The sequence below is a fragment of the Alkalihalobacterium chitinilyticum genome (genome assembly GCF_029028005.1).
In the GTDB taxonomy this organism is placed as follows: domain Bacteria; phylum Bacillota; class Bacilli; order Bacillales; family Bacillaceae_F; genus Alkalihalobacterium; species Alkalihalobacterium chitinilyticum.
The window spans coordinates 1-21,092 of record NZ_JAOTPO010000022.1 but is presented as its reverse complement, the minus strand read 5'-3'; the positions used below and the strand labels follow the sequence as shown (position 1 = coordinate 21,092).

Here is a 21,092-nt window from a genome sequence, read left to right as displayed (position 1 = left end):
AAACCACTAGAAATCTCTAGTGGTTGGCAAAGATATTACATTTTTCATATTTTTAACAACGTTTTTTAATGTTTAGGTTTTCGCTGCGCCAAAATAAACGTCGGCTCTAGTTCGCCATTTTCATAAATGAATGGAAGAGCTGTAATTGGATTACGTCCTTGTGTAAAAAATTGAAACACCATTTGGCCTAATACATCATAGCCTGTATCGTTTATAATATCTGCAAATATTAATACATCCTGATGTGGTACGGCAACAGCTAATGTTCCTTTGGCTTTCTGCTTCATTTTTTCAAGCAATGACTCGTCTAATATTCGGCTTGCATCATAACCATCATTTGTATTTAAAAAGTAGAATGTATTCTCAGCTACTTGGTCCTCTTTTAACGAATGAGTTAAAGACCTGACATTAAACAATGCAACTTCGCGAATTGTTTTTAAAGTATACTTATTTCTTTCTAACATGTCTTCATCAATGAGTGTGTAATAGCTGCCCATATCAATAGAATAGAACACCCGGGTTTCTGCTGTGTGTTCATCAAATACTAGTTTTTTCCCGTCCCTCGTTTCTGTTGGAAATGACGTCCCGCGAATCACAGGAAAAATATCTTTTTCTCTTCCATCTAGAGAAATATCACGTTCCATCGCAGTTAACGTAATTTCTACATACCGTACCGCTTCTTCGATCGCTTCATCCTTTACTCTTTCATACTTCGTTAATAGTGGCTTAAGTGCAACATTTGCCCCTTTTCGGATATCTTTATTTTCAATGCGAAGGCGATCTTCATCTTGATCATAATTAATCGTCCACTCTGGTCGCTCTAAACGCTTTTCAAGAGTTTCCCTTAGCATATGAAGGTCCATATAACGTCCCCCTAACTAATTTCATGCACTGATTATAACACGATATAGGACTTAACACTTGCTTAATGCTTCTGATAAAAAAGTTTCAATTTCTTCCTTGGTCTTTCTATCTTTACTTACAAATCGATGAACTTCTTTTCCATCATGATAAGCAACAAAACTTGGAATTCCAAATATATTCAGTTCAGCACATACATCAATAAACTTATCTCGATCTGCATATAAAAAAGTAATCTGCGAAAATTTATCTTCTACTTCTGGTAGAAACGGTTCAATCACTCGGCAATCTGGACACCAATCGGCTGAAAACATAACCACCTTAGTGCCTGATTGTATTTCCGTATTAAACATTTCCATTGATTGCAATTCTTTCATTTTACATTCCTCCTGTTAATCATTTATTGTTCAATTTTCATATCACCGAACCTAATTAAATTCATCTTTCTTAACCATTCCGATACGAGAAGGCTAATAACAGCCGGTCCAAGAATATGTAAAAATAATATAATAAAAAAGACATTCCAAGAAAATCCCATGGCCGTAAACGTCATAATTTGCCCTACAAATCCACTCGTCCCCATACCAGCACCTGCTGGGTTATTAACCATTTGAAAAACGACAGTTGCAAAAGGTGCAAGGCAAATCCCAGCTACAGTCGGCGGAACGAGTATTAACGGGTTCTTTACAATGTTAGGGACTTGCAGCATCGAAGTTCCAATTCCTAAGGCCGCTAAACCCGAAACTCCATTTTCACGATAACTACTCACCGCAAAGCCAACCATTTGAGCGGCACAACCTACCGTAGCTGCCCCTGCAGCAATTCCTTCAAGTTCAAGCATAATCGCAATTGCAGCACTAGAGATAGGCGCTGTTAATGCTAGCCCCATTAGTGTAGCTACTAGGATCCCCATAAGAAATGGTTGTTGATCCGTTGCCCACATGACCAAACTTCCAAATTGGGTCATCCCGGATTGAATAGCCGGACCTATAAAGTTGGCTACAAAGAACCCTACAGCAATTGTAACAAAAGGAGTTACAATAATATCTACCTTTGTTTCTTTTGATACCATTTTTCCAATCTCTGTTGAAAGCAAAGCACTAACAAACGCACCTGCAGGCCCACCTAGCTGAGCTCCAGCAGCACCGCTTACGACAGCTGCAAAAAGTACAAGGCGTGGTGCTTTTAAACCAAAAGCGACTGCGACACCAATAGCTGGACCCATAAGCCCCATCGCTAATACGCCCATTTCCGTTAAAAATTGCGGGATAGTTCCTAAAAATTCAAACCGAGTCAATTGCTCCCCAATGGTCCGGATAATTAGACCAATGATTAACGAGGAAAATAAACCGAGTGCCATAAAACTCAATGCGGTTATTACATAGGTTCTCCAAGACAAGTCAATTCCCTTTCGCTCTAGAAATCCCATTTTTATTCCTCCTAAAGTTCACTTACTTTAGTTTTAGTCTTTATATTGAACACTATGTAATATCTCAGTCATTATTTCGGTACTATCTACTACATTTTCTACCTCTGATATCGTTGTGATCTTCGCCCCGCCTAATCCAACAATAATTTTATAATATCCTTCTTCGCTCGGAGAAATAGATAAATAACTTAGCTTATCTTCACTCTCCAGAGCTTCAAAAGCAACGGCATCAATTTCAAATTCTTGATCTCGTATTAAGTGCACTTCACTATCCCATGGCTCAACCGGTATGAAAAACAATAAAAAGATTTGATTATCTTTTTCTAGCTGAATATTAAAATCGATTTCTTCTGTAATTTCCATTCCTTGCGGTAAATAAAAATCAATTTGGTCACCTTCATAATTTACTTCAACTGTTTCTGTCGAAGCAAAACGTTCAGAAAAAGCTTGTTGAGACCTCTCAATTGCTTCTTCTTCAGTAATTTGACATGCTGATATAAAAAAAATAAATGCTACTATAGTCGCTATTGAGAAAATTGGCTTCACCCGTAATCGCCCTTTCAATTCATTAAAATCTTTCCTATATTTATAATACCTTGAAATGATTTTTATTGACAAGTATAGCCTATTTTCGACAACTATCTTCCTTAGGCTTAATGTGAAAATAGTACTTATTTCCTTACCTTATTATGGCTTTTATTCGCACTCGATGTTTCGACCTATAACGATGAATGCTAAAATAGAGCTAGCTATTTTTAAGGAGATGATTGTAAATGAAGTTATCTGTATACTTAGCTGGACAAATTCACGACAATTGGCGCGAAGAAATTAAGAATTTGGCTCAACAGATGGACCTGCCTATTGAATTCACAGGTCCGATGGAAAATCATGAACGTTCGGACAATATCGGGGAAGAGATTTTAGGAAAACAACAGGATGCAATTGCTAAAGATGAAGCCGCATCGAGCATAAACAACTTACGCACACAAATTCTACTACAGAAAGCTGACGTCGTTATTGCATTATTTGGTGAACAATATCGTCAATGGAACAGTGCGATGGATGCAGCAACTGCTATAGCCTTACACAAGCCATTAATTCTTGTACGACCAGCTTCACTTCACCACCCTTTAAAAGAATTGGCAAATAAAGCACAAGTCGTATGCGAGACACCTGAACAAGCCTTAAAAGCACTCGCTTACGTATTTGAAAACTAATATCGTATTGGTTAACTTAATGGATTGCTCACAGCGCTATTAAGTTAACCTTCTTTTTTCCAAGATTATTTCAACTTATGAAATTCATACTGACCAACTAATAACTGAACGACATGCTCAAACATCGAACTTCTAGTGACCCTACCATTTGTTAAAATACCCACTGTTCCGCCTTTTTTACGGACATCTCGCTCTTTAGCATACCTATCAATGACCTCACCTAACTCGATCCCTGCTCTTACTTGGTCTGAGATTTGTTCCGGCAGTACGATTTTTGCGCCACTGGCAACAATAACTTCTCCATTTCGATCGACTAGCGCCCCCCAATTACAGAGCATAAGCCCAGCCTTTGTTTCGGTTACGCCACCCTCTAAACCAAATCCAATCTGAATTTGTTCATTGACCAAACAAGATTTCGCTCGATGCAGGGCACCTTCCATTGTTTCCTCATCTGAAAACGGCTGTGCTGATACACCTGACCCTACTTCCATTCCTATAATATTTACCTTATCCTCTGTAAAAACGGAACGGACCGCACTAATTTTAGCCGGATTCGTAGACCCTACAGCATATGTATTCATATTCTCACCTCATTAGAAACAGAGGTGCCAACCATCGTGTGATTTGCACCTCTGTTTTGTGTACTATTTCATATTAACTTTCAACCAAATCGCAACTTATTTCATTAGCTATTCTTTAAAATTTGCTCAACAACATTGTTATCTGTTGTTTTTACTAATTTCGTTAATAGTTCTTTTGCAGCCGCATAATCATCAACATGTACAATGGAAGCATGTGTATGGATATAGCGTGAACATACTCCAACAACAATAGATGGTACTCCGTTATTACTCGTATGAACACGTCCAGCGTCTGTTCCGCCTTGAGAAAGGAAATACTGATATGGAATGTTATTTGATTCAGCCGTGTCTAACACAAAGTCCCGAACTCCGCGGTGTGTGACCATCGTTCTGTCATAAATACGAAGTAGCGCTCCTTTACCTAATTGTCCGAATGCATCTTTGCCACCTGTTGCATCGTTTGCAGGACTAGCATCTAATGCATAGAAAATATCCGGTTGGATCATGTTGGCTGCAGTAGCTGCACCTCTTAGTCCAACTTCTTCTTGTACAGTAGCACCAGAGAATAGTGTATTAGGAAGTTGTTCCCCTTGTAACTCTTTTAAAAGTTCAATGGATAGACCAACACCATAACGATTATCCCAGGCTTTCGCTAAAATTTTCTTTTCGTTTGCCATCGGTGTAAATGGGCAAATTGGAACGATTTGCTGACCAGGCTTAACGCCAATCTTCAAAGCATCCGCTTTATCATCAGCACCAATATCAATATACATTTCCTTAATATTCATTGGTTTGTTACGTTGAGCATCCTCTAATAAGTGTGGAGGCGTTGATCCAACAACACCGATAATCGGTCCATTATCGGTGATAATTTGTACGCGTTGAGCAAGTAATACTTGGCTCCACCAACCGCCTAATGTTTGAAAACGGATAAGACCTTTATCATTAATCGAAGTGACCATGAAACCAACTTCGTCCATATGACCAGCTACCATTACTTTGGGTCCGCTTTCATTTCCTTTTTTAACACCAAAGATGCTACCTAACTTATCTTGGATTACTTCATCTGAATACTTTTCTAGCTCAGTGCGAACAAAACGGCGAACTTCATGTTCAAATCCTGGGGCACCCGGTAATTCTGTTAATGTTTTAAAAAGAGCTAATGTATCTTTGTTCATGACTAGACTCCTTTCGAGTTCCGAAAAATATTATGTACATGGCTTATTTTACCGAAAGATCACTTGTTTTTCCAGTGAAACGTAGTAATGAGTATTATTTTACTGTATTGATTTGGAAATCTCTTAAGAATTAAGTATACTTTAAGAAACGACTAATTATGAAGGTGGGATTGTTTTGGGAATGAAACGCTTTGCACTTGGTATAGGAGTTGGACTTGTTGCTGGACTTTTACTGCGCTCAAAGATAGGGCAAGATCTTATTGCACCTGAAAGAGCACTGAAACAAGTCAAAAACAAGTTATCTCACTCATTTAATGTAACAGGGTCTTGGATTCATATGATACCCGAAACGTGGAACAAAAATCAGCTTGAATACACAGTGTACCGCGGCGGGTTAACCGCATCAACAGAAAATGATGAAAACCTCCAGTACGACTTCATCGTAGACGCTAAAACAGGAACCATCTTAGACGTAAACCAATAACAGAACGATATATATATAATGGTAGCAGTTACCTTTAATGCAGTAATGCACTAAAGGTAACTGCTACCGAAAAAACGTACTATTGAAAAAAGGCTGCGGATCATCGCAGCCTTTTCTGTATTATTTTACTGGTTTTTTTAATATTCCTAGCATGAGTGCGGTTACGGCTGCACCTAGATTAATTGCTTATACACTCTTTGATTCGTCCTCTGTTTGTGGAATCGATTTTTTATTCACCCATTGTTTTTCTAATATCAACCATAGGACGATACCTACACCTAGCCCCCAAGCTGCACCTTGAGTAGCTAACACAGCTCCAATAATAATAGCGATCCCTTTTTCTAACGTTCCTTTTTCTTTTAATATTTCCATTGCTAAGTAACCGCATAAATAACCTTGAATTAACATTGTTAACGCCATCCCAATATTAATACCTGGCTGGAATAACGTTACGAGTGGTCCTAATAGAAGTGCAATACTCATTCCCCAGTAAATCCCTGTAGCTCCACCCCAATAACTATCAACTTGTTTTCTACTATTATTCATATAGCGATTTAATACCAACGCTTGCCCACCTGTCCATTGCGGACCTGATAATGGAAGAAATGGCATAAAAACACCTGAAATAAAGTTCCGAATTGACACAATGATACTGTTTCGAGCTGGGCTAAAAATAACCTTTTCATCTTTTCGAACTTCATCTGCGTTTTTTAATAAGGAACTTGCTACTAGAACATCACCAAACGCTATGATGTATGCAGCAATTGCTAATGGAAGCGCTTGCAAAAAGTAACCTAATGGAGGGAATCCCACTCCAAAAATACTATAGGTGGATACGATTTCACCAATTGGTAGTGCAACAATACTCCAACTTATTTGAGGCATTCCTACTTCACCTATGATAATTCCAAATAAATATGCTAAAGCAAACGGAATTGCAATTCCAAATTGTGCTACATATCTAAAGAATGGATACCGTTCACGAAGTGGTGCTGCTGTTTTTGAAAACATCATGAAAAAACCTAAAGCTGCTCCAAGTAAGATTGTAATAGGCATAGTCCAAACACGACCGCCATCTGCAAATTCCCCATAGAGCGCCGCAAACCCAGCACCAAGTAATATCCCTGCTTTCAAAGAAGTTGGAACTCTCTTTACAAGAAGATCTGCCCCTTTAAAAATTCCCATACATAGGAAAATGACTGCAACGGTTAACTGCAATGCAATTAATGCTAAAATCCTCGCTTCTCCTTCAGGAAAACCAGCTAGAAACCCTACATATAATGGTATACCTGCAGTGATCCACCCTGCTATAGATGGGTCACCAAAATGGGTATGAAGCAAGTAAAGGAAGTTATTAATGATAACAAAGGCTATAGCTAGTTCAAATGGTATGCCTAATGTATCCATCATTACAGCTGTAATACTCATTGGAACTACACAAAGAATAGCACCTTGTAACCAATCAGGATATTCCATTTTATAATGGATAAACGGTAACCTTAGTTTTAACGGACCTAATATATACGGTTGCTCACTACCATCTTTCCTTTTTTTATATAACCCCATTTAGCAGTCGCTCCTTTAATTTTTATATTCTATTAGACTAGCGATCTGTAAGTTAGCTTCTATAAAGTTGCTTTATTGCTGAATTGATTTTCCAGAATAAATTTTTGGATTTTACCACTTGGTGTCTTCGGTAAAGCATCTACAAAATGGTATTCTCGTGGCCTTTTATATTTTGCAAGTTTATCTCCTTGTATTAAAAATTCATCAAGTTCTTCTTCCGTTAAATTACTGTCACTTTTCGCCACTATGAAAGCGGTTACAATTTTTCCCCACTTAAGATCTGGCTTACCGATAACAGTAGCTTCAACTACATCGGGATGTTCTATTAATCGATCTTCAACTTCTCGAGGGTATACATTTTCAGCTCCTGAAACAATCATATGATCGATTCGATCTCTAATCCAAATATACCCCTCTTCATCAACAGAACCTAAATCACCTGTATGGTACCAACCATAAGCTAGTGCATTTTTGGTAGCTTCTTCCCTTTGGTAATATTCTTTCATTACACATGGGCCTTTTACGATGATTTCACCTACTTCGCCTACTTCACATAAGTTTTCTGGATGAGAAGGAGTGCCATCCTCATTAGGTTTTACTATTCTTACTTCATGAGTGAGTATAGCCTTCCCCGCTGATCCTGCTTTCGATAATTGCTCATCCTCATATAATACCGTCATAACAGGTCCCATCTCCGTCGTGCCGTACATTTGAACAAGGCCAGCATTCGTGCGTTTTTCAAATTCTTTTATAAGCACAGGAGCCATCGAAGCACCCCCATAGCCTAGCAAGCGAAGGGCTGAAAGATCATACTTTTCAAAGTTTGGATGATTTAATAGCATATTCACCATTGTGGGAGCCGCAAATAAGTGACTTACTTTGTTCTTTTGTAACACTTCAAGTGTTTCAGTTGAGTCAAAATGGTGTAATAAAATATTAGTAGCACCAACCTGTACTCTCGGTAAAAATGAAGTATGCAGTTCCGCCGTATGGTTTAATGGAGCAATCGATAAACCAATGTCATTTTTAGTTAAACCCATACATTGCATCATTAAAAAACTGTGATGTACCATATCCCGATGTTTATGAAGTACCCCTTTTGGTCTTCCCGTCGTCCCACTCGTATACATCATAATATAAATGTCATCTTCATCTACTTGATTAGTTGATCTTCTGTTTTCACCTTCTTCTAATAGCCGATAAAAATTTACACTAAAATCAGGGGTATCGGTATCTACGTAAACAAAGCTGTCAACATTAACTCCTAGCTCTCTTGTTTTAACAACGGTTTCTAAAACCTCTTCTTCATACAATAGAACTTTTGATTTCGCATCTGTTAAAATGTATTTTAGTTCATGAGCCGTTAAACGGTAATTTATTGGATTAAAAACTGCACCTAACCTCGCTGCTGCAAATAACGCTATAACGAATTCACTCGTATTATAAAGAAAGGTAGAAACGACATCTCCTTTTTTCACTCCTAACTTTTGGAGAGATGACGAGAAGCGATTAACTTTCTCGTCTAACTCTGAAAATGTCCACTCTTGATGTTTTCTTCCGTACACTAAAGCAAGTTTATTTTCATAATTTTGTGCTGACCAATCAAGCATTTGACCGACCGTAATTGTCATTAGCATTTCCTCCTTTTTAGATGGTTAGATAATACCCTTAACATTCTTTCACCCTTGTCTTTATGAACTCTGGAAGACTACAAAACCTATAGTGTTTACTTTTTCATCACACCTCCCTCCCTTTTACACTAAGTAGCTAAGTTAAAGCAGATTTTTGATAAATTTCGGCTCATCACGTGAAATGGTAATTTCCCATACCTTTCAGGAACTGAAAGGTTGAAATAAAGGCGAGAAAATCAACACCAAACTTTATCAGCAATTACTAATTAGAACTTAGTTTCTAATTGCAAAATCCATGCCAATTTTTGTGCACCGGTTTTGCAATATATATTACTCTTTTTTCTAAAATTGTTTTCTAAGTAAACAAAAATGTATCCTTTGGAAACATCGTTATTCCCAAAGGATACATTACAAAAGACAATATTTTACTATTTGCTATCAGCCGAGTCACTTAACGATAAACTGCCTCACATCTATAAATTCTCATCCCTTTAGACGAGAATTTTTCTTCATACTCAGTCATAATATTTCCGACCATATCACTGTTGTGAAGATCTAGACTTACCTTATTAAGGATTAACCCGTATTTTGAAAAGCTATGAAGTGAATACTCAAATAAAGCTTGGTTATCTGTTTTAAAATGAATCTCTCCATTTGGCTTTAATACTGACTCATATAAGTTTAAAAACCCTTCATGGGTGAGTCGTCTCTTTTCATGCCTCGCTTTTGGCCAAGGATCAGTAAAGTTAATATAAACTCGGTCAATTTCGCCATCCTGAAAATAATCCCCTAGATTTAAAACATCCTTATTGAGGAGTTTTACATTATCGACAGCTTCATTTCGAACATTCTCCATTGCGGAATGTATAACACTTGTATATTTCTCAATGCCAATATAATTGATGTTGGGATTAGCTTGTCCCATCCTCGTTAGAAACTGTCCTTTCCCTGTTCCAACTTCGATATGGATTGGATTATTGTAACCAAACAGTTCTTTCCATTTCCCTTTATATTCTTCTGGATGAGCAATGACAATGGATGGTTCTTTATCTATTTCATCTTGTGCCCAAGGTTTATTACGTAGACGCATGCTTCCACTCCTTTTTACTACCAGTTTGTTAATCGTTCTTGTTGATAATCAACCATTTCCCTAGAAACACTCACGATCTCATACTCAAAATTTTATTATATGTTCTTTCCTTTAAAATGTATAGATACTGCAACAACTTATTTATTTTCCTATGTTTATTAAATTTTAATTAGGGTATCCGTTTTATATACAAGCTCATAAGGAGGGAGTACGATGTCACATAAAAAGCTGGTAAATACAGAACCTATCATTTCTATACTACAATCCCAACTTGAAAAAGGTACAACATCTTTTTCACAGTGTGAGAATTTAAAGAATGAAATCTCAATAATCATTTCCGATGAAATTGATCCAAATTTCAAAGGAACGTTACAAGAAATACTCGCTTATTGTAAAACAATTCAGGACAGTGACGATACAATTGAACATATTAAATTAAATGACTTAAATTTAAAACGTTGGATCGAGGAACTTCACCTTGTCATGAAAGGAAGTGAAGCGGTTACGATTGACTACGACCAACGAAAAGGCAGAGAAATTTAACGGATAGTAATTCATTCCTTAACGCATTCTAAGATTAGACTTATGTATATTATGCTGAAAGGACGTATCCGTTATGCCAATGAACAGTTACGATAAACTCGGGCTGCTAACTGATATTTTAAAAAATCAATCATCCGAGCAATATATGACTAAAGATGAGTATGAACAAATTAATCGCCTTACCCAGTCTCTTATCGCCGACAGTCACAACGATCCCAATTTATTACAAGCCCTTCAGTCGATACAACAATTAAATGTCGATAATCATCAACCTTTTGTAGATCAAGATGTTAATCAATGGATTGAAATTCTTGATAACACGAGCCTGACCTAACTGAATTTCATAACAATAAAGGAAGTTTCGAGTGAAACCAACTGTATAACGACAAAATAAATAAAAAAATTCCCCATATTTCCTGGGGAATTTTGCATTATTTGCTAGTATTAAACGTTCTTTCTTCTCTTATCGACAGTTCTTAATGGGTACGATCTCTAATCAGTTCGACAAGATATGTTTCCCAACGTTCCACCTGATCAGGTTCGTTCCTTTGTATATGCCAAAGTATAATAAACATGGTTTGTGACACAACATACCAGTGCATACGTAAATGCAACTCAGGTGTTAAAGGTATTCCATACTGACTAAGCCAACTTTCCCAATGACTTTCTGATATATACAAATATAATAATAAACCTAAATCAAGTGCTGGATCTGCAACGGTGGCGCCATCCCAATCGATCAAGTACAATTCGTTATTTTCACTCAAAATCCAATTATTATGATTAACGTCCGTATGACAAACAACAAATTTACTGTGTTCCACTTTGTCTTTTTGTTTGAATAAATAAATCAACCCGTGCTCTAGAATTTCATCATATGATTGGAGTAATGATAACTTCTTTTGTAGATTTTCTATGATAATTTGTGGAGTTAGAGGTGTATTGCCAATTCGTTTAAACATTTCTAGTAATTCACTAGAACGATGAATTTTCGACAATAATTGGGCAACATTCTTACCGTTCATCTCATGTGATTTCAATTCACGCCCATTTACCCACCGCTGCGCAGTAATGACATCCCCACTCTCTAATCGTTTCGTCCAAAGCAATTTGGGTACAATTCCTTCTGCAGATAAAACGGCTAAAAATGGAGACGAGTTCCGCTTTAAAAAAAGCTTCTGGTCACCCTGCTGTGCAATATACGCTTCTCCTGTTGCTCCACCGGCTGGTGTTACTTGCCAGTCGTCTCCTAAAAAAAACTTCAACCATTTCACCCTCAATTTCATCTGTAGTTATTTCCCAACCATTTCTTATCTACAGTATAACCCAAATTTGTGAGTTAGCCTATGTATAATTTCACAGAATAATGAAGCAGAGCCGTTTTTAAATAGACTCTGCCTTATGTTTGAAATAATACTTTTGTACTAATTGGGGCAATTTTTACGTGCCTGTCTTTTTCCGAATATAATGGTATCAAATCCGCACTATTATCGTCAACGACTACTTGCCATTCTCCATCATATGGTAAATGAACTTCAATTGTTGACCAGCTACCGTTATGAATAACAGCAATTCGATTCCATTCATCAATTTCCGCCAGGTTATCTAACATATATCCGATCACATGAGGTGGCGTGTCGAAAGGCTTCATATGTGCTTTGACTAAGTCCATCGAGTTTAAACGAAAAGCAGGATGTTTCCTTCGTAACGCGATTAAGCCTTTAATGTATTCTACATTGTCTTTAAACTTATCTTTCAGTTCCCAGTCCAATGCATTGATCGAATCGGGCGAATTATAACTGTTTTCTACGCCATGTTTTGTCCGAAAAAATTCTTGGCCGGCATGGAGAAATGGAATACCTTGAGCGGTTAAGACCATTGAAGTCCCTAACCGATGCATTCTATAACGGTATTCTTCTGGATCTCCCCCATTGGATAGCGTGAGTTTATCCCATAATGTATGATTATCATGACATTCAATATAATTAATTGATTGCTGAGGGTGTAGAAATAACTGATCTTGCGGTTGAAATACTCCTGTTGTCCCTGCCAATACTTCTCTCGTACTTTCCGTTACTTCAGCGTTACCGTTTATAAACCCTTTTTCTTGATGGTTAAAACTGCTTCCCTTTAATCGGTCGCGAAAACGGTCATTAAAAAAACTTACTTTTTCTAGTGTTTTTGCCTGCTCTAACACGGCTCTTTTTTCAAATGGAAAGGCAGTCGGTAAGTTCCAACCCTCTCCTAACAAGACGATCGATGGATTAAGACGATATAGTTGCTTCACTAGTTTATCCATAGTTTCAACATCCAAAATCCCCATTAAGTCAAAGCGAAAACCGTCTACCTTATACTCCTCGACCCAAAAAGAGACACAATCTATAATGAATTTTTGGACCATTTTCCGTTCAGAAGCGATGTCATTCCCAACGCCGGTTCCATTAGAAATTTGTCCATCTAAATGATATCTAAAGTAATAGCCGGGAACTATTTTTTCAAAATCGCTCGTTTGCCAAATATAAACATGATTATATACGACATCTAAAATGACACGAAGGTTGTTTTTATGCAAAGCCGCAATTAATTGCTTTACCTCTTGAACACGTAAAAAAGGATTGACAGGATCAGTCGAATAACTGCCTTCAGGTGCAAAATAATGGGTTGGATCGTATCCCCAGTTATAGCTATCTTGCTTTAGCTCATCGACACTTCCAAAATCATTGATTGGTAGAAGTTCAACATGAGTGACACCTAACTGTTTTAAATAATTTAATCCCGTTACAGTCCCATTTACTCCTGTTGTTTTGTCTTCCAGCCAACCTGCATATTTCCCCTTTTTGTCTATACCACTCGTTGTCGCTATCGTAAAATCTCGTATATGAGCTTCATAAATGATCGTTTCATCTCGATTGTGGAATGGTAATTTTATCGGCCAATCAAGTGGATTTGTTTTCCTTAAATTAATAACGACTCCTTTTAAACCATTTACTGCTAAGGCTTTTGCATATGGGTCGACTGCTTCTTGCCAGTTCTGATTGACACAAACTTTATACAGGTAAAACAAACCATCTTGATCTCCTGGTAACGTTAGCTTCCAAACCCCTTTTTGCTTTCGAACCATTGGAATTTCAATTCCTTTTTCCTCTTGCCAATCATTAAAAATAACTAGTCTTACTTCCGTTGCAGTAGGGGCCCATACTTTAAATGTAGTTCCAACTTTAGAGTAGTTTGCCCCTAAATCATTTAACTCATAGTAAAACATATCATCAAACGCTTTCGTCCGAACGACTTCACCTACTTCAACAAAGTAACTCTCCCCATCTTTTGTATATAACGTATACTCTTTACCAAATTCAATAGATTGCATGAGCTGTAACGTCACTTCATTACTAGATGTTATATTGACTTGAAGAATTGGGATTTCTTTGTTCCCCATTCGCAACCTAAAGTAATCATTTTCTAGTTGTTGTTCAAACGGTGAGGACATGATAACTGTTATTTGGTCTACTTTTTTTATTACTGCTTTCTGAACTTGAAAAGCCCTCATAGACATGCCCCCTAACTTTCTTTATTAATAGTATATTTCATCAACTGTATATTGGTTATTTTCAACCACCACAAAATTATTAACCTTATATAATTAAATATTCAGACATCGTTCGTTTTACTATTTTCTTTTTATGTACAAACGTGATACTATTTTCTAAACTAACGTATATAGAAAAATTAAGGTGGAGAAAAAGATGAGACAAAGAAAATTAGAAAACCGCGCAAAATTACTAATATCGTGTCCGGATCGTCCTGGAATTGTATCAACGATATCTACTTTCCTTCATGAAAAAGGTGCAAATATCGTGCAATCCGATCAATACACAACTGATCCAGAAAGCGGCATGTTTTACATGCGAGTCGAGTTTGATTTGGATGATTTTGATCAATCGTTTGATAACATCCAAAAAGGAATAGCACCTATTGCTGATAGGCTATCGATGGAATGGCGCCTTGAAAGTGAAAAGCGTATGAAGAGAATGGCCATTTTTGTATCAAAGCAAGATCATTGCTTATTAGAATTACTATGGAAATGGCGCTCTGGAGAATTATTAGTAGATATTCCATTAGTAATTAGTAATCATACGGATCTAAGAGAAACGGTTGAAGCTTACGGTATTTCATTTTATCATATTCCCGTAAGTAAAGACACAAAGGCAGAAGCTGAACAACGTCAGATTCAAATTCTAAAACAATATGATATTGACTTCATTGCATTAGCTCGCTATATGCAAGTCTTATCATCGACGTTTGTTGCCGAGTTTCCGAAGCAAATCATTAATATTCATCATTCCTTCTTACCTGCATTTATTGGAGCCAACCCATATGACCGAGCATTTGACCGTGGAGTAAAACTGATTGGTGCAACCGCTCATTACGTGACAGATGATTTAGATGAAGGTCCAATTATTGAACAAGACGTTCTTCGAGTAAATCACAGATTTACAGCAGAACAATTAAAAATAGCGGGTCGGGATGTTGAACGTGTTACCTTTGCGAGAGCGGTGGCATGGCATAATGAAGACCGCATCATTACGTATGGAAATAAAACGATTGTCTTTTAATAAAATGGAAAGGGCTGCCACAATTTGTTGGCAGCCCCTTTTAGCTAAGTGTAAGCACGATTCAGCTCTGTATAGACAGATCCTCCCCTAAAGAAGTATCGGACAATACGACAAGCCGTTGTTTACTTACATCGGAAGACGTCTGAAGCTAACATATCTGAAGTTAAACGTTCTTAACTGCTTTATATTCATTGTATGGGCTAAGCCAACCTTTCATTCATTCCATTCTTTTACGATGACATTTATTTGGTTGAACTCTTTATCGGTCATCGCAGGTTCAATATATAACAACGGTTTTTCTTTTTCGTTTAGCGGTGGCAGCTCTAATCGGCCTTCTTTCTTTAACCACAACCGAACAGCCAAAATTAAATCTTCCTTTGCCTCTTTATATGTATCACCGTGGCCAACACAGCCATTAATACCTTTAACCTCTACACAGTATTCTTCCTGACCCATCCAATTATATTGTCGCCGCACAAGTAAAGATTGCTGCCTTAAATCTAACATATTCTGAAACTCTTGATGTCCACGTTTCATAAAATTCCCCTTTTACACGTTTTAAAAAAGACTAACTGTATTTGTTGGGCTGCCTAGTTATCTAGACCTTCCTAACAGCGTCTAAATAACTGCCGTTTATACCAACATACTTCCATTCAGTCAGTCTTTTTTCAATTTCTCTTCATAAAATTAAATTATACCCAATTTCTAGTTTATCTATTCTCTATTTTTTCAAATATTATGATTGATCTTGATCTGGATTATCACTTTCCACTCTCTGACGGACATGAGCCGAAGTATGACAATGATCCAATAATAGTTTAGCAACTTTTAATTGTTGGCTCTTTATAGGTGAAGGGTGTTTTTTCAGCTTTTCATGCCACTGCGAAAATGAACGTTTATCAACTAACTCCACCTTTAATCCTTGACCCTTATAATCAATGATACAATCTTTTGAAAGGACGGTTCTTTTAATTGGAAATTCACAATTATTCTCTTGCAGAATGTCTTTAATGATACTTGCCATTCTATTAGCAGCTACAATTGGACTTAATAATTTTCTTTCTTTTTTATGGACGTGCTCCACCCAAAAACGATCTGATGAAGCTTCAAAAACACTATGTTCACTTCCTTCTAAAACCGTAATGCACTGAATTTCGCTTGGCGAGATTAGGACAATATCCATATCAACCGGTGCCTGTTTGATCCAAAAAACCGGTGAATACATTAAAAAGAAATTATCCGGGATTTCCTGAGCAAAAAAGCGTAATTGTTGATCGTATTTATATTTTGGATTTAAGTAAGATCGTTCCAGTAATGAGGAACTAGCCCACATGATTTGCGATTGGTATAAATCATCAAGAAATAACTTTTTCAAATGTTCAAGATTTTTAGCTTTTAAAGACAACCGATCTTCTTCTTCATCTCCTGCGATTTCAATTACCTCTACTTCTTCTCCCTTTTTATCTTTAAAAAAGAAGTTCCATCTTTTTAATTTCTGAACCGTAGACTTAAAGATGTTCGCTTGCGATGACATCTCTTCAGCAAGCGTATTCACTTGTAGAATATCTTCATTCGGGTTAGAATATTGCAATTGCTCCCATTCATTTTTTAAGTAATACCAACGTTCCTTTTTCATTCTCGTAAATTGAGTTGGATAACGTTGCATGTCAAATTGATATCTAGAAATATAATCTTCTAACTTGATCAAGTGGGCCAATTCGTGAACCTCCGTAATACTTATCTTCTTTATCTTAATAGCCTGTGAAAAAAAACAACAAGTATTCACATAGCTTATCTATCAGACTTTTTTTCATTGAAAACCTTTTACTAATATAATAGGATAACTAGCATCGGACCTAACACCGATACAACGATGGCACTTAAAGTCATTGCAACTGAACTAGCCGCTCCTTCTTCTTCACCATTTTCTAATGCTTTTGCTGTTCCAATCGCGTGCGATGCACTCCCTGTTCCAATACCTTTTCCAATAAAATGATTAATCTTAAACCATTTAAATAAATAAGGAGCTAATACAACTCCTCCAATTCCTGCAACCATAACAAATATAGCTGCCAGCGGCGGTGCCCCGCCCAGCGTCTTTGCAACGTCCATTGCTACCGGTGTTGTAACCGACTTTGGTACTAGAGAATAAATTAACATTTCTTCAACACCAAGCCATTTCGCCAACATCAAACCACTTACGATCCCGATGATGGCTCCCACGAAAACACCTAAGACAATTGAGGTGAAATATTTCTTCAACATACTTAACTGTTTATATAGCGGGTAAGCTAGTGCAACGACTGCGGGACCCAAAAGCTTTTCAATCCATTCACCGCCTATACTATACGTATCGTACGGTATTTGAAACACAACCAAGATCGCTATCATTACAATGGTTCCTACCACTAAAGGCAGTGTAAATGGATAGGGATATTTTTGATAAAAGAGCCTAGCCCCCCAATAGACACCAACTGTTAAGCTAATAAAAAAAAGAGCTAAGAAAAAATCATTCATAATTTCTGCTCCTTTCGTGTTGCTAACAGTTGACTGAGAGCGCCAGAACAAACCATTACAATTATTGTACTAATTAAAGCAATAATTACGAGTAGGAACCCTTTACCTGAAAAGACATCTAAAAAGTTTAAAACCCCTACGGTTACTGGTAAAAATAATAAAGGCATATGCCTTAACAACAACGAAGTTCCATACTCAATCCATTTCGGTTTTATGACTTTTGTGGCAAATAACACAAACAACAGCAACATTCCAATAATACTGCCCGGAATGAATAAATCAAACGTTTGTTGGATCCATGCTCCGACCCAATAGAATAAATATAATATCGCGATGTGCATAATGATTCGTAAGATTGTCAATTGTAACACTACTCCTCTTTGTTAGTACGAAATGCATCAGCTGAAAAAGAAAAAGTACGAAGTGGTTCATACATTGGACTTTTCCCAATATGTGATTGATACAAATGAAATTTATCGACTTTCCAAGTACTTAAATTATCTTTTGTTAATGATTGATTAGCTTTTTCTAATGAAAAAATATCGTCACTAGTCCAACGCCTTGCTAACGTTATATGTGGACGGTATGGCCTGTTTTCAATATCCAGCCCAAGACTTGCACATGTTTTGGCAACATTCGAATGTAATTCAATCAATTGTTCTTCTTTATTAACACCTGCCCAGAAAATTCTTGGATGTTTTTTCTCACCAAAAGTGCCTAGCCCATTGAGGGTTAAGTTAAAGGTGCACTGTTGTTTTGCAACTACATCAAGATGGTCTCCCAACCGATGTAACAAGCTGTCTTCCACATGTCCTAGAAAAACGAGCGTAATGTGTAAATCATGGGGATGCACCCATTTTTTAAATGGATAGTAATCTCTATTTTGCTCTTGCCAGTTTACCAAACTTTGATTTGCAAGATCTAATACTGGTATAGCCAAGAAAAAATGCGGTTTCATATCATACACCTTCTTCTAAATAGTTTAACGAATTTCTCACATTTTGTCGTTACAATTTTTGTAATTCCTTTTAAATAAAAAAATGTAAGTAGTTAAATCCAATCTATTTGATAGGAATTATTTTTTTATTTATGATAAAATAAGAGGAAGTATTATAGCTAAACATTAAAATAAGGAAGTGACTATATGCGAGTTGTAAACAATATTGCGGATTTAATCGGTCATACCCCTTTAGTTAAACTTAACCGAATTGCAGATAAAAATGGTGCAGCCGTTTACCTCAAGCTTGAATTTTTTAACCCGAGTGGAAGTGTAAAAGACCGAGCTGCTTATCAAATGATTATTCAAGCAGAAAAAGACGGTTTGTTAAAGCCGGGAGCAACGATTATAGAACCGACCAGCGGAAACACTGGAATTGGTCTTGCTATGAATGCCGCGGCAAGAGGCTATCGTGCGATTTTAACAATGCCTGATACGATGAGCCAAGAACGTATTAATATTCTTAAAGCCTATGGTGCAGAAGTAGTTTTAACCGATGGTGATAAAAAAATGCCTGGGGCCATTGAAAAAGCTCATGAATTAGCAAAAGAAATACCAAACAGCTTTGTCCCTATGCAATTTGAAAATGCAGCAAACCCTGATGCTCACCGCTACACAACAGCAGTAGAGATCAAAGAAGCATTAGACAGTATCGGAAAAAAATTATCGGCATTTGTAGCTGCCTCTGGTACAGGCGGAACGATTACAGGTACAGGTGAAGAATTAAAAAAGTTTTACCCAGAAGCTACAGTACATGTTGTTGAACCCGCAGGCTCTCCTGTATTATCCGGCGGAAAACCAGGTCCACATAAACTGGTTGGCACAAGTCCAGGGTTTATTCCACCGATCTTAAATCAACAAGTATATAATGAAATTAAAAAAATTGAAGATGCAGACGCTTATTGGGCAACGATTGAGCTTGCTCAAAAAGAAGGGATCCTCGTTGGCCCTTCTTCTGGTGCGGCATGCTTTGCAGCTCTAGAAGTCGCAAAAAAATTAACACCAGACGATGTAGTTGTAGCTATCGCATGTGATACAGGTGAACGCTACTTATCCACCGATTTATTTGACTTTGAAAACAAGTAACACAACAAAAGCATAAGCGCGCCCGTTTAGCGACCGTCTTGCTAAACGGGCGCTTATGCTAGACAAAACAGGCTAACTCATAATACGCTGTCCCCTTAGATGGATAACCAGAAAGGTTATCCTAAACAGCGTATGAGTTAGCCTTTTTTATTGTATTGAATTCGCCATTTCAATTAAGTCATCGATGGAGACTTGCTCCTCAATTCTCTTACTATTGGCCAAGATGTATTCCCAACCATTTTTATGAAAAATTAAGATATTATGATATCTATCTCTTAATTGAATGGCCTTTGAATTATCTGTTAATGTAAATAACCGAGCAACCTTTGCTTTATTATATATTCCTTGCGCTTCAGGAATAATAAACATTTTAATCTGTTCCCTTGGTTTATTCTCGTTTACATACTCAATCTCTAATTTCGCTGGATAACTATAGGAATCAATAATTCCAAACGTATGGGTAATTTCAATTGACGGCAGTTTATTTGGCAGACTTACCTTTCTTTGATACAAGTTTTCAAACTCTTTTACCGCTACTTGAAGCGATCGATATCCCATAATTTCGTACTGTTCTTCAATCGACTGCGGGTTCCAATAACTTTCACCGTAGTAATCCTCAGCATGCACCCAACCACTGCTACTACCAAGCACGATTAATATAAAAAGGAAAGCAGAAACTGTCTTCTTCACCCAAAACATCCCCCTTAACGAATGCACTCACTTCTCTTATTATCCTTAGCCAAGCCAACATTATACAAAGAAAAGCGGAAGGCGCTTGCTTATCGGCGACAAGCGCTGGAGGGCCCGCCATCTGTGTCCTGGGTTTGGACACAGTGGATGGACCGAAGCGACCTCGAGCCGATGGCGCCTGTAGCTAGACAATAGAAAAGCGGAAGGCGCTTGGTCAGCGACGCAGGGACTGGAGCTCCTTCGGATGAGATACCTACAATAAGGAATTCTAAAGAAATTACTACTACAGGTTTTAAATTTTTAGCGGACTGAGAGGACCTTATTTTAACAAAAACGACCCCATTGAAGCATTTAACGGACTGAGTGCAATTAGAATAAAAAGTGGACACCCCTTTAACGAACATCATTTTTGGATATGATGATAATAACAAGGAGGGGTTCCCATGGGTGAACATCGGCAAAGGTATAATGAAGAATTTAAGCGACAAACGGTTAAATTCGCACAAGAACAAAGACAAAGGAAAACAATGAGAGATATTGCACAGGAATTAGATATTCCGCTTAGTTGCTTGCATCAGTGGATGACTCAATATCGTGAGTTTGAGAATG

The 21,092-nt window shown here is 37.3% G+C and carries 24 protein-coding genes; 7 read left to right on the top strand and 17 right to left on the bottom strand.

The genetic code is table 11. The annotated features are described in order from the left end of the window. Nucleotides 1-65: 65 nt before the first annotated feature. The 4 genes from N7Z68_RS21170 to N7Z68_RS21155 are packed head-to-tail and all read right to left on the bottom strand — an operon-like array spanning nt 66 to nt 2,836. Entirely contained in the window at nt 66-863 is a 798-nt protein-coding gene (locus tag N7Z68_RS21170; RefSeq protein WP_275120461.1) for a DUF1444 domain-containing protein, read from the bottom strand. A 51-nt stretch (nt 864-914) separates the two neighbouring features. Continuing rightward, nucleotides 915-1,238, bottom strand: a complete 324-nt coding sequence (locus N7Z68_RS21165) for a thioredoxin family protein (protein ID WP_275120460.1) — start codon at nt 1,236-1,238, stop codon at nt 915-917. 23 nt (nt 1,239-1,261) lie between these two features. Next, on the bottom strand, nt 1,262-2,290 hold the full coding sequence (locus N7Z68_RS21160) for a PTS sugar transporter subunit IIC (protein WP_275120459.1): 1,029 nt from the start codon (nt 2,288-2,290) through the stop codon (nt 1,262-1,264). A gap of 33 nt (nt 2,291-2,323) precedes the next feature. After that, nucleotides 2,324-2,836: a hypothetical protein gene (locus tag N7Z68_RS21155; RefSeq protein ID WP_275120458.1), complete on the bottom strand. Its 513-nt coding sequence runs from the start codon at nt 2,834-2,836 to the stop codon at nt 2,324-2,326. Nucleotides 2,837-3,063: 227 nt separating this feature from the next. Between N7Z68_RS21155 and N7Z68_RS21150 the strand changes: the two genes are divergently transcribed. Further along, a complete protein-coding gene (locus N7Z68_RS21150; RefSeq protein ID WP_275120457.1) occupies nt 3,064-3,507 on the top strand; it encodes a YtoQ family protein in 444 nt (147 codons plus the stop codon). Between the two features lie 65 nt (nt 3,508-3,572). Here N7Z68_RS21150 and N7Z68_RS21145 read toward each other — a convergent pair whose 3' ends face one another. Together N7Z68_RS21145 and N7Z68_RS21140 are read right to left on the bottom strand one after the other, a co-directional pair. Continuing rightward, nucleotides 3,573-4,088, bottom strand: a complete 516-nt coding sequence (locus N7Z68_RS21145; protein ID WP_275120456.1) for a DUF84 family protein — start codon at nt 4,086-4,088, stop codon at nt 3,573-3,575. A gap of 104 nt (nt 4,089-4,192) precedes the next feature. Continuing rightward, nucleotides 4,193-5,266 (bottom strand): M42 family metallopeptidase, encoded by a 1,074-nt coding sequence (locus tag N7Z68_RS21140; RefSeq protein ID WP_275120455.1) that lies wholly within the window; start codon nt 5,264-5,266, stop codon nt 4,193-4,195. Nucleotides 5,267-5,447: 181 nt separating this feature from the next. Here N7Z68_RS21140 and N7Z68_RS21135 point away from each other — a divergent pair, with 181 nt between their 5' ends. After that, entirely contained in the window at nt 5,448-5,750 is a 303-nt protein-coding gene (locus tag N7Z68_RS21135) for a PepSY domain-containing protein (RefSeq protein WP_275120493.1), read from the top strand. Nucleotides 5,751-5,936: 186 nt separating this feature from the next. On the opposite strand, the gene N7Z68_RS21130 is transcribed toward N7Z68_RS21135, so the two are convergent. The 3 genes from N7Z68_RS21130 to trmB all read right to left on the bottom strand — a co-directional run bounded on the left by N7Z68_RS21130 (nt 5,937) and on the right by trmB (nt 10,037). After that, the gene (locus N7Z68_RS21130) at nt 5,937-7,316 is read right to left on the bottom strand and encodes a hypothetical protein (protein ID WP_275120454.1); all 1,380 of its coding nucleotides are present in this window, start codon (nt 7,314-7,316) and stop codon (nt 5,937-5,939) included. A gap of 59 nt (nt 7,317-7,375) precedes the next feature. Continuing rightward, a complete protein-coding gene (locus tag N7Z68_RS21125; protein ID WP_275120453.1) occupies nt 7,376-8,947 on the bottom strand; it encodes a long-chain-fatty-acid--CoA ligase in 1,572 nt (523 codons plus the stop codon). Between the two features lie 451 nt (nt 8,948-9,398). After that, complete coding sequence (trmB, locus tag N7Z68_RS21120; RefSeq protein WP_275120452.1) at nt 9,399-10,037, bottom strand: tRNA (guanosine(46)-N7)-methyltransferase TrmB; 639 nt, start codon at nt 10,035-10,037, stop codon at nt 9,399-9,401. A 213-nt stretch (nt 10,038-10,250) separates the two neighbouring features. Here trmB and N7Z68_RS21115 point away from each other — a divergent pair, with 213 nt between their 5' ends. Then, nucleotides 10,251-10,580: a YtzH-like family protein gene (locus N7Z68_RS21115; RefSeq protein WP_275120451.1), complete on the top strand. Its 330-nt coding sequence runs from the start codon at nt 10,251-10,253 to the stop codon at nt 10,578-10,580. 73 nt (nt 10,581-10,653) lie between these two features. After that, nucleotides 10,654-10,914, top strand: a complete 261-nt coding sequence (locus tag N7Z68_RS21110; protein WP_275120450.1) for a YtzH-like family protein — start codon at nt 10,654-10,656, stop codon at nt 10,912-10,914. Between the two features lie 142 nt (nt 10,915-11,056). Here the strand turns inward: N7Z68_RS21110 and N7Z68_RS21105 are convergent, their stop codons facing one another. Further along, a complete protein-coding gene (locus N7Z68_RS21105; RefSeq protein WP_275120449.1) occupies nt 11,057-11,845 on the bottom strand; it encodes a phosphotransferase family protein in 789 nt (262 codons plus the stop codon). Between the two features lie 134 nt (nt 11,846-11,979). After that, on the bottom strand, nt 11,980-14,127 hold the full coding sequence (pulA, locus tag N7Z68_RS21100; RefSeq protein ID WP_275120448.1) for a type I pullulanase: 2,148 nt from the start codon (nt 14,125-14,127) through the stop codon (nt 11,980-11,982). A 196-nt stretch (nt 14,128-14,323) separates the two neighbouring features. Between pulA and purU the strand changes: the two genes are divergently transcribed. Next, on the top strand, nt 14,324-15,193 hold the full coding sequence (purU, locus tag N7Z68_RS21095; protein WP_275120447.1) for a formyltetrahydrofolate deformylase: 870 nt from the start codon (nt 14,324-14,326) through the stop codon (nt 15,191-15,193). A gap of 213 nt (nt 15,194-15,406) precedes the next feature. Here the strand turns inward: purU and N7Z68_RS21090 are convergent, their stop codons facing one another. The 5 genes from N7Z68_RS21090 to thpR form a co-directional block, all read right to left on the bottom strand. Next, nucleotides 15,407-15,730, bottom strand: coding sequence for a type II toxin-antitoxin system HicB family antitoxin (locus N7Z68_RS21090; RefSeq protein ID WP_275120446.1), 324 nt, complete (start codon nt 15,728-15,730; stop codon nt 15,407-15,409). Nucleotides 15,731-15,929: 199 nt separating this feature from the next. Next, complete coding sequence (locus tag N7Z68_RS21085; protein ID WP_275120445.1) at nt 15,930-16,910, bottom strand: NERD domain-containing protein; 981 nt, start codon at nt 16,908-16,910, stop codon at nt 15,930-15,932. 110 nt (nt 16,911-17,020) lie between these two features. Continuing rightward, nucleotides 17,021-17,710, bottom strand: coding sequence for an LrgB family protein (locus N7Z68_RS21080; RefSeq protein ID WP_275120444.1), 690 nt, complete (start codon nt 17,708-17,710; stop codon nt 17,021-17,023). Beyond that, a complete protein-coding gene (locus N7Z68_RS21075) occupies nt 17,707-18,072 on the bottom strand; it encodes a CidA/LrgA family protein (protein WP_275120443.1) in 366 nt (121 codons plus the stop codon). The genes N7Z68_RS21080 and N7Z68_RS21075 overlap by 4 nt, the downstream gene beginning before the upstream one ends. Before the next feature lie 8 nt (nt 18,073-18,080). After that, a complete protein-coding gene (gene thpR / locus N7Z68_RS21070) occupies nt 18,081-18,668 on the bottom strand; it encodes an RNA 2',3'-cyclic phosphodiesterase (RefSeq protein ID WP_275120442.1) in 588 nt (195 codons plus the stop codon). A 186-nt stretch (nt 18,669-18,854) separates the two neighbouring features. On the opposite strand from thpR, the gene cysK reads away from it, so the two are divergent. Next, entirely contained in the window at nt 18,855-19,793 is a 939-nt protein-coding gene (gene cysK / locus N7Z68_RS21065) for a cysteine synthase A (RefSeq protein WP_275120441.1), read from the top strand. Between the two features lie 147 nt (nt 19,794-19,940). On the opposite strand, the gene N7Z68_RS21060 is transcribed toward cysK, so the two are convergent. Continuing rightward, nucleotides 19,941-20,483, bottom strand: a complete 543-nt coding sequence (locus N7Z68_RS21060) for a hypothetical protein (protein ID WP_275120440.1) — start codon at nt 20,481-20,483, stop codon at nt 19,941-19,943. Nucleotides 20,484-20,926: 443 nt separating this feature from the next. On the opposite strand from N7Z68_RS21060, the gene N7Z68_RS21055 reads away from it, so the two are divergent. After that, nucleotides 20,927-21,092, top strand: a 166-nt coding sequence (locus N7Z68_RS21055; protein ID WP_275120492.1) for a transposase, incomplete at its 3' end; no start/stop codon positions are given.

Excerpts from the sequence above, each read along its gene's own strand:
- N7Z68_RS21145 (WP_275120456.1), bottom strand. The coding sequence starts at position 4,088 with ATGAATACATATGCTGTAGGGTCTACGAATCCGGCTAAAATTAGTGCG.
- N7Z68_RS21140 (WP_275120455.1), bottom strand. The coding sequence starts at position 5,266 with ATGAACAAAGATACATTAGCTCTTTTTAAAACATTAACAGAATTACCG.
- purU (WP_275120447.1), top strand. The coding sequence starts at position 14,324 with ATGAGACAAAGAAAATTAGAAAACCGCGCAAAATTACTAATATCGTGT.
- thpR (WP_275120442.1), bottom strand. The coding sequence starts at position 18,668 with ATGAAACCGCATTTTTTCTTGGCTATACCAGTATTAGATCTTGCAAAT.
- N7Z68_RS21110 (WP_275120450.1), top strand. The coding sequence starts at position 10,654 with ATGCCAATGAACAGTTACGATAAACTCGGGCTGCTAACTGATATTTTA.
- N7Z68_RS21150 (WP_275120457.1), top strand. The coding sequence starts at position 3,064 with ATGAAGTTATCTGTATACTTAGCTGGACAAATTCACGACAATTGGCGC.
- N7Z68_RS21135 (WP_275120493.1), top strand. The coding sequence starts at position 5,448 with ATGAAACGCTTTGCACTTGGTATAGGAGTTGGACTTGTTGCTGGACTT.
- N7Z68_RS21090 (WP_275120446.1), bottom strand. The coding sequence starts at position 15,730 with ATGAAACGTGGACATCAAGAGTTTCAGAATATGTTAGATTTAAGGCAG.
- N7Z68_RS21125 (WP_275120453.1), bottom strand. The coding sequence starts at position 8,947 with ATGACAATTACGGTCGGTCAAATGCTTGATTGGTCAGCACAAAATTAT.
- N7Z68_RS21080 (WP_275120444.1), bottom strand. The coding sequence starts at position 17,710 with ATGAATGATTTTTTCTTAGCTCTTTTTTTTATTAGCTTAACAGTTGGT.
- N7Z68_RS21115 (WP_275120451.1), top strand. The coding sequence starts at position 10,251 with ATGTCACATAAAAAGCTGGTAAATACAGAACCTATCATTTCTATACTA.
- N7Z68_RS21170 (WP_275120461.1), bottom strand. The coding sequence starts at position 863 with ATGGACCTTCATATGCTAAGGGAAACTCTTGAAAAGCGTTTAGAGCGA.
- trmB (WP_275120452.1), bottom strand. The coding sequence starts at position 10,037 with ATGCGTCTACGTAATAAACCTTGGGCACAAGATGAAATAGATAAAGAA.
- cysK (WP_275120441.1), top strand. The coding sequence starts at position 18,855 with ATGCGAGTTGTAAACAATATTGCGGATTTAATCGGTCATACCCCTTTA.
- pulA (WP_275120448.1), bottom strand. The coding sequence starts at position 14,127 with ATGAGGGCTTTTCAAGTTCAGAAAGCAGTAATAAAAAAAGTAGACCAA.
- N7Z68_RS21165 (WP_275120460.1), bottom strand. The coding sequence starts at position 1,238 with ATGAAAGAATTGCAATCAATGGAAATGTTTAATACGGAAATACAATCA.
- N7Z68_RS21130 (WP_275120454.1), bottom strand. The coding sequence starts at position 7,316 with ATGGGGTTATATAAAAAAAGGAAAGATGGTAGTGAGCAACCGTATATA.
- N7Z68_RS21160 (WP_275120459.1), bottom strand. The coding sequence starts at position 2,290 with ATGGGATTTCTAGAGCGAAAGGGAATTGACTTGTCTTGGAGAACCTAT.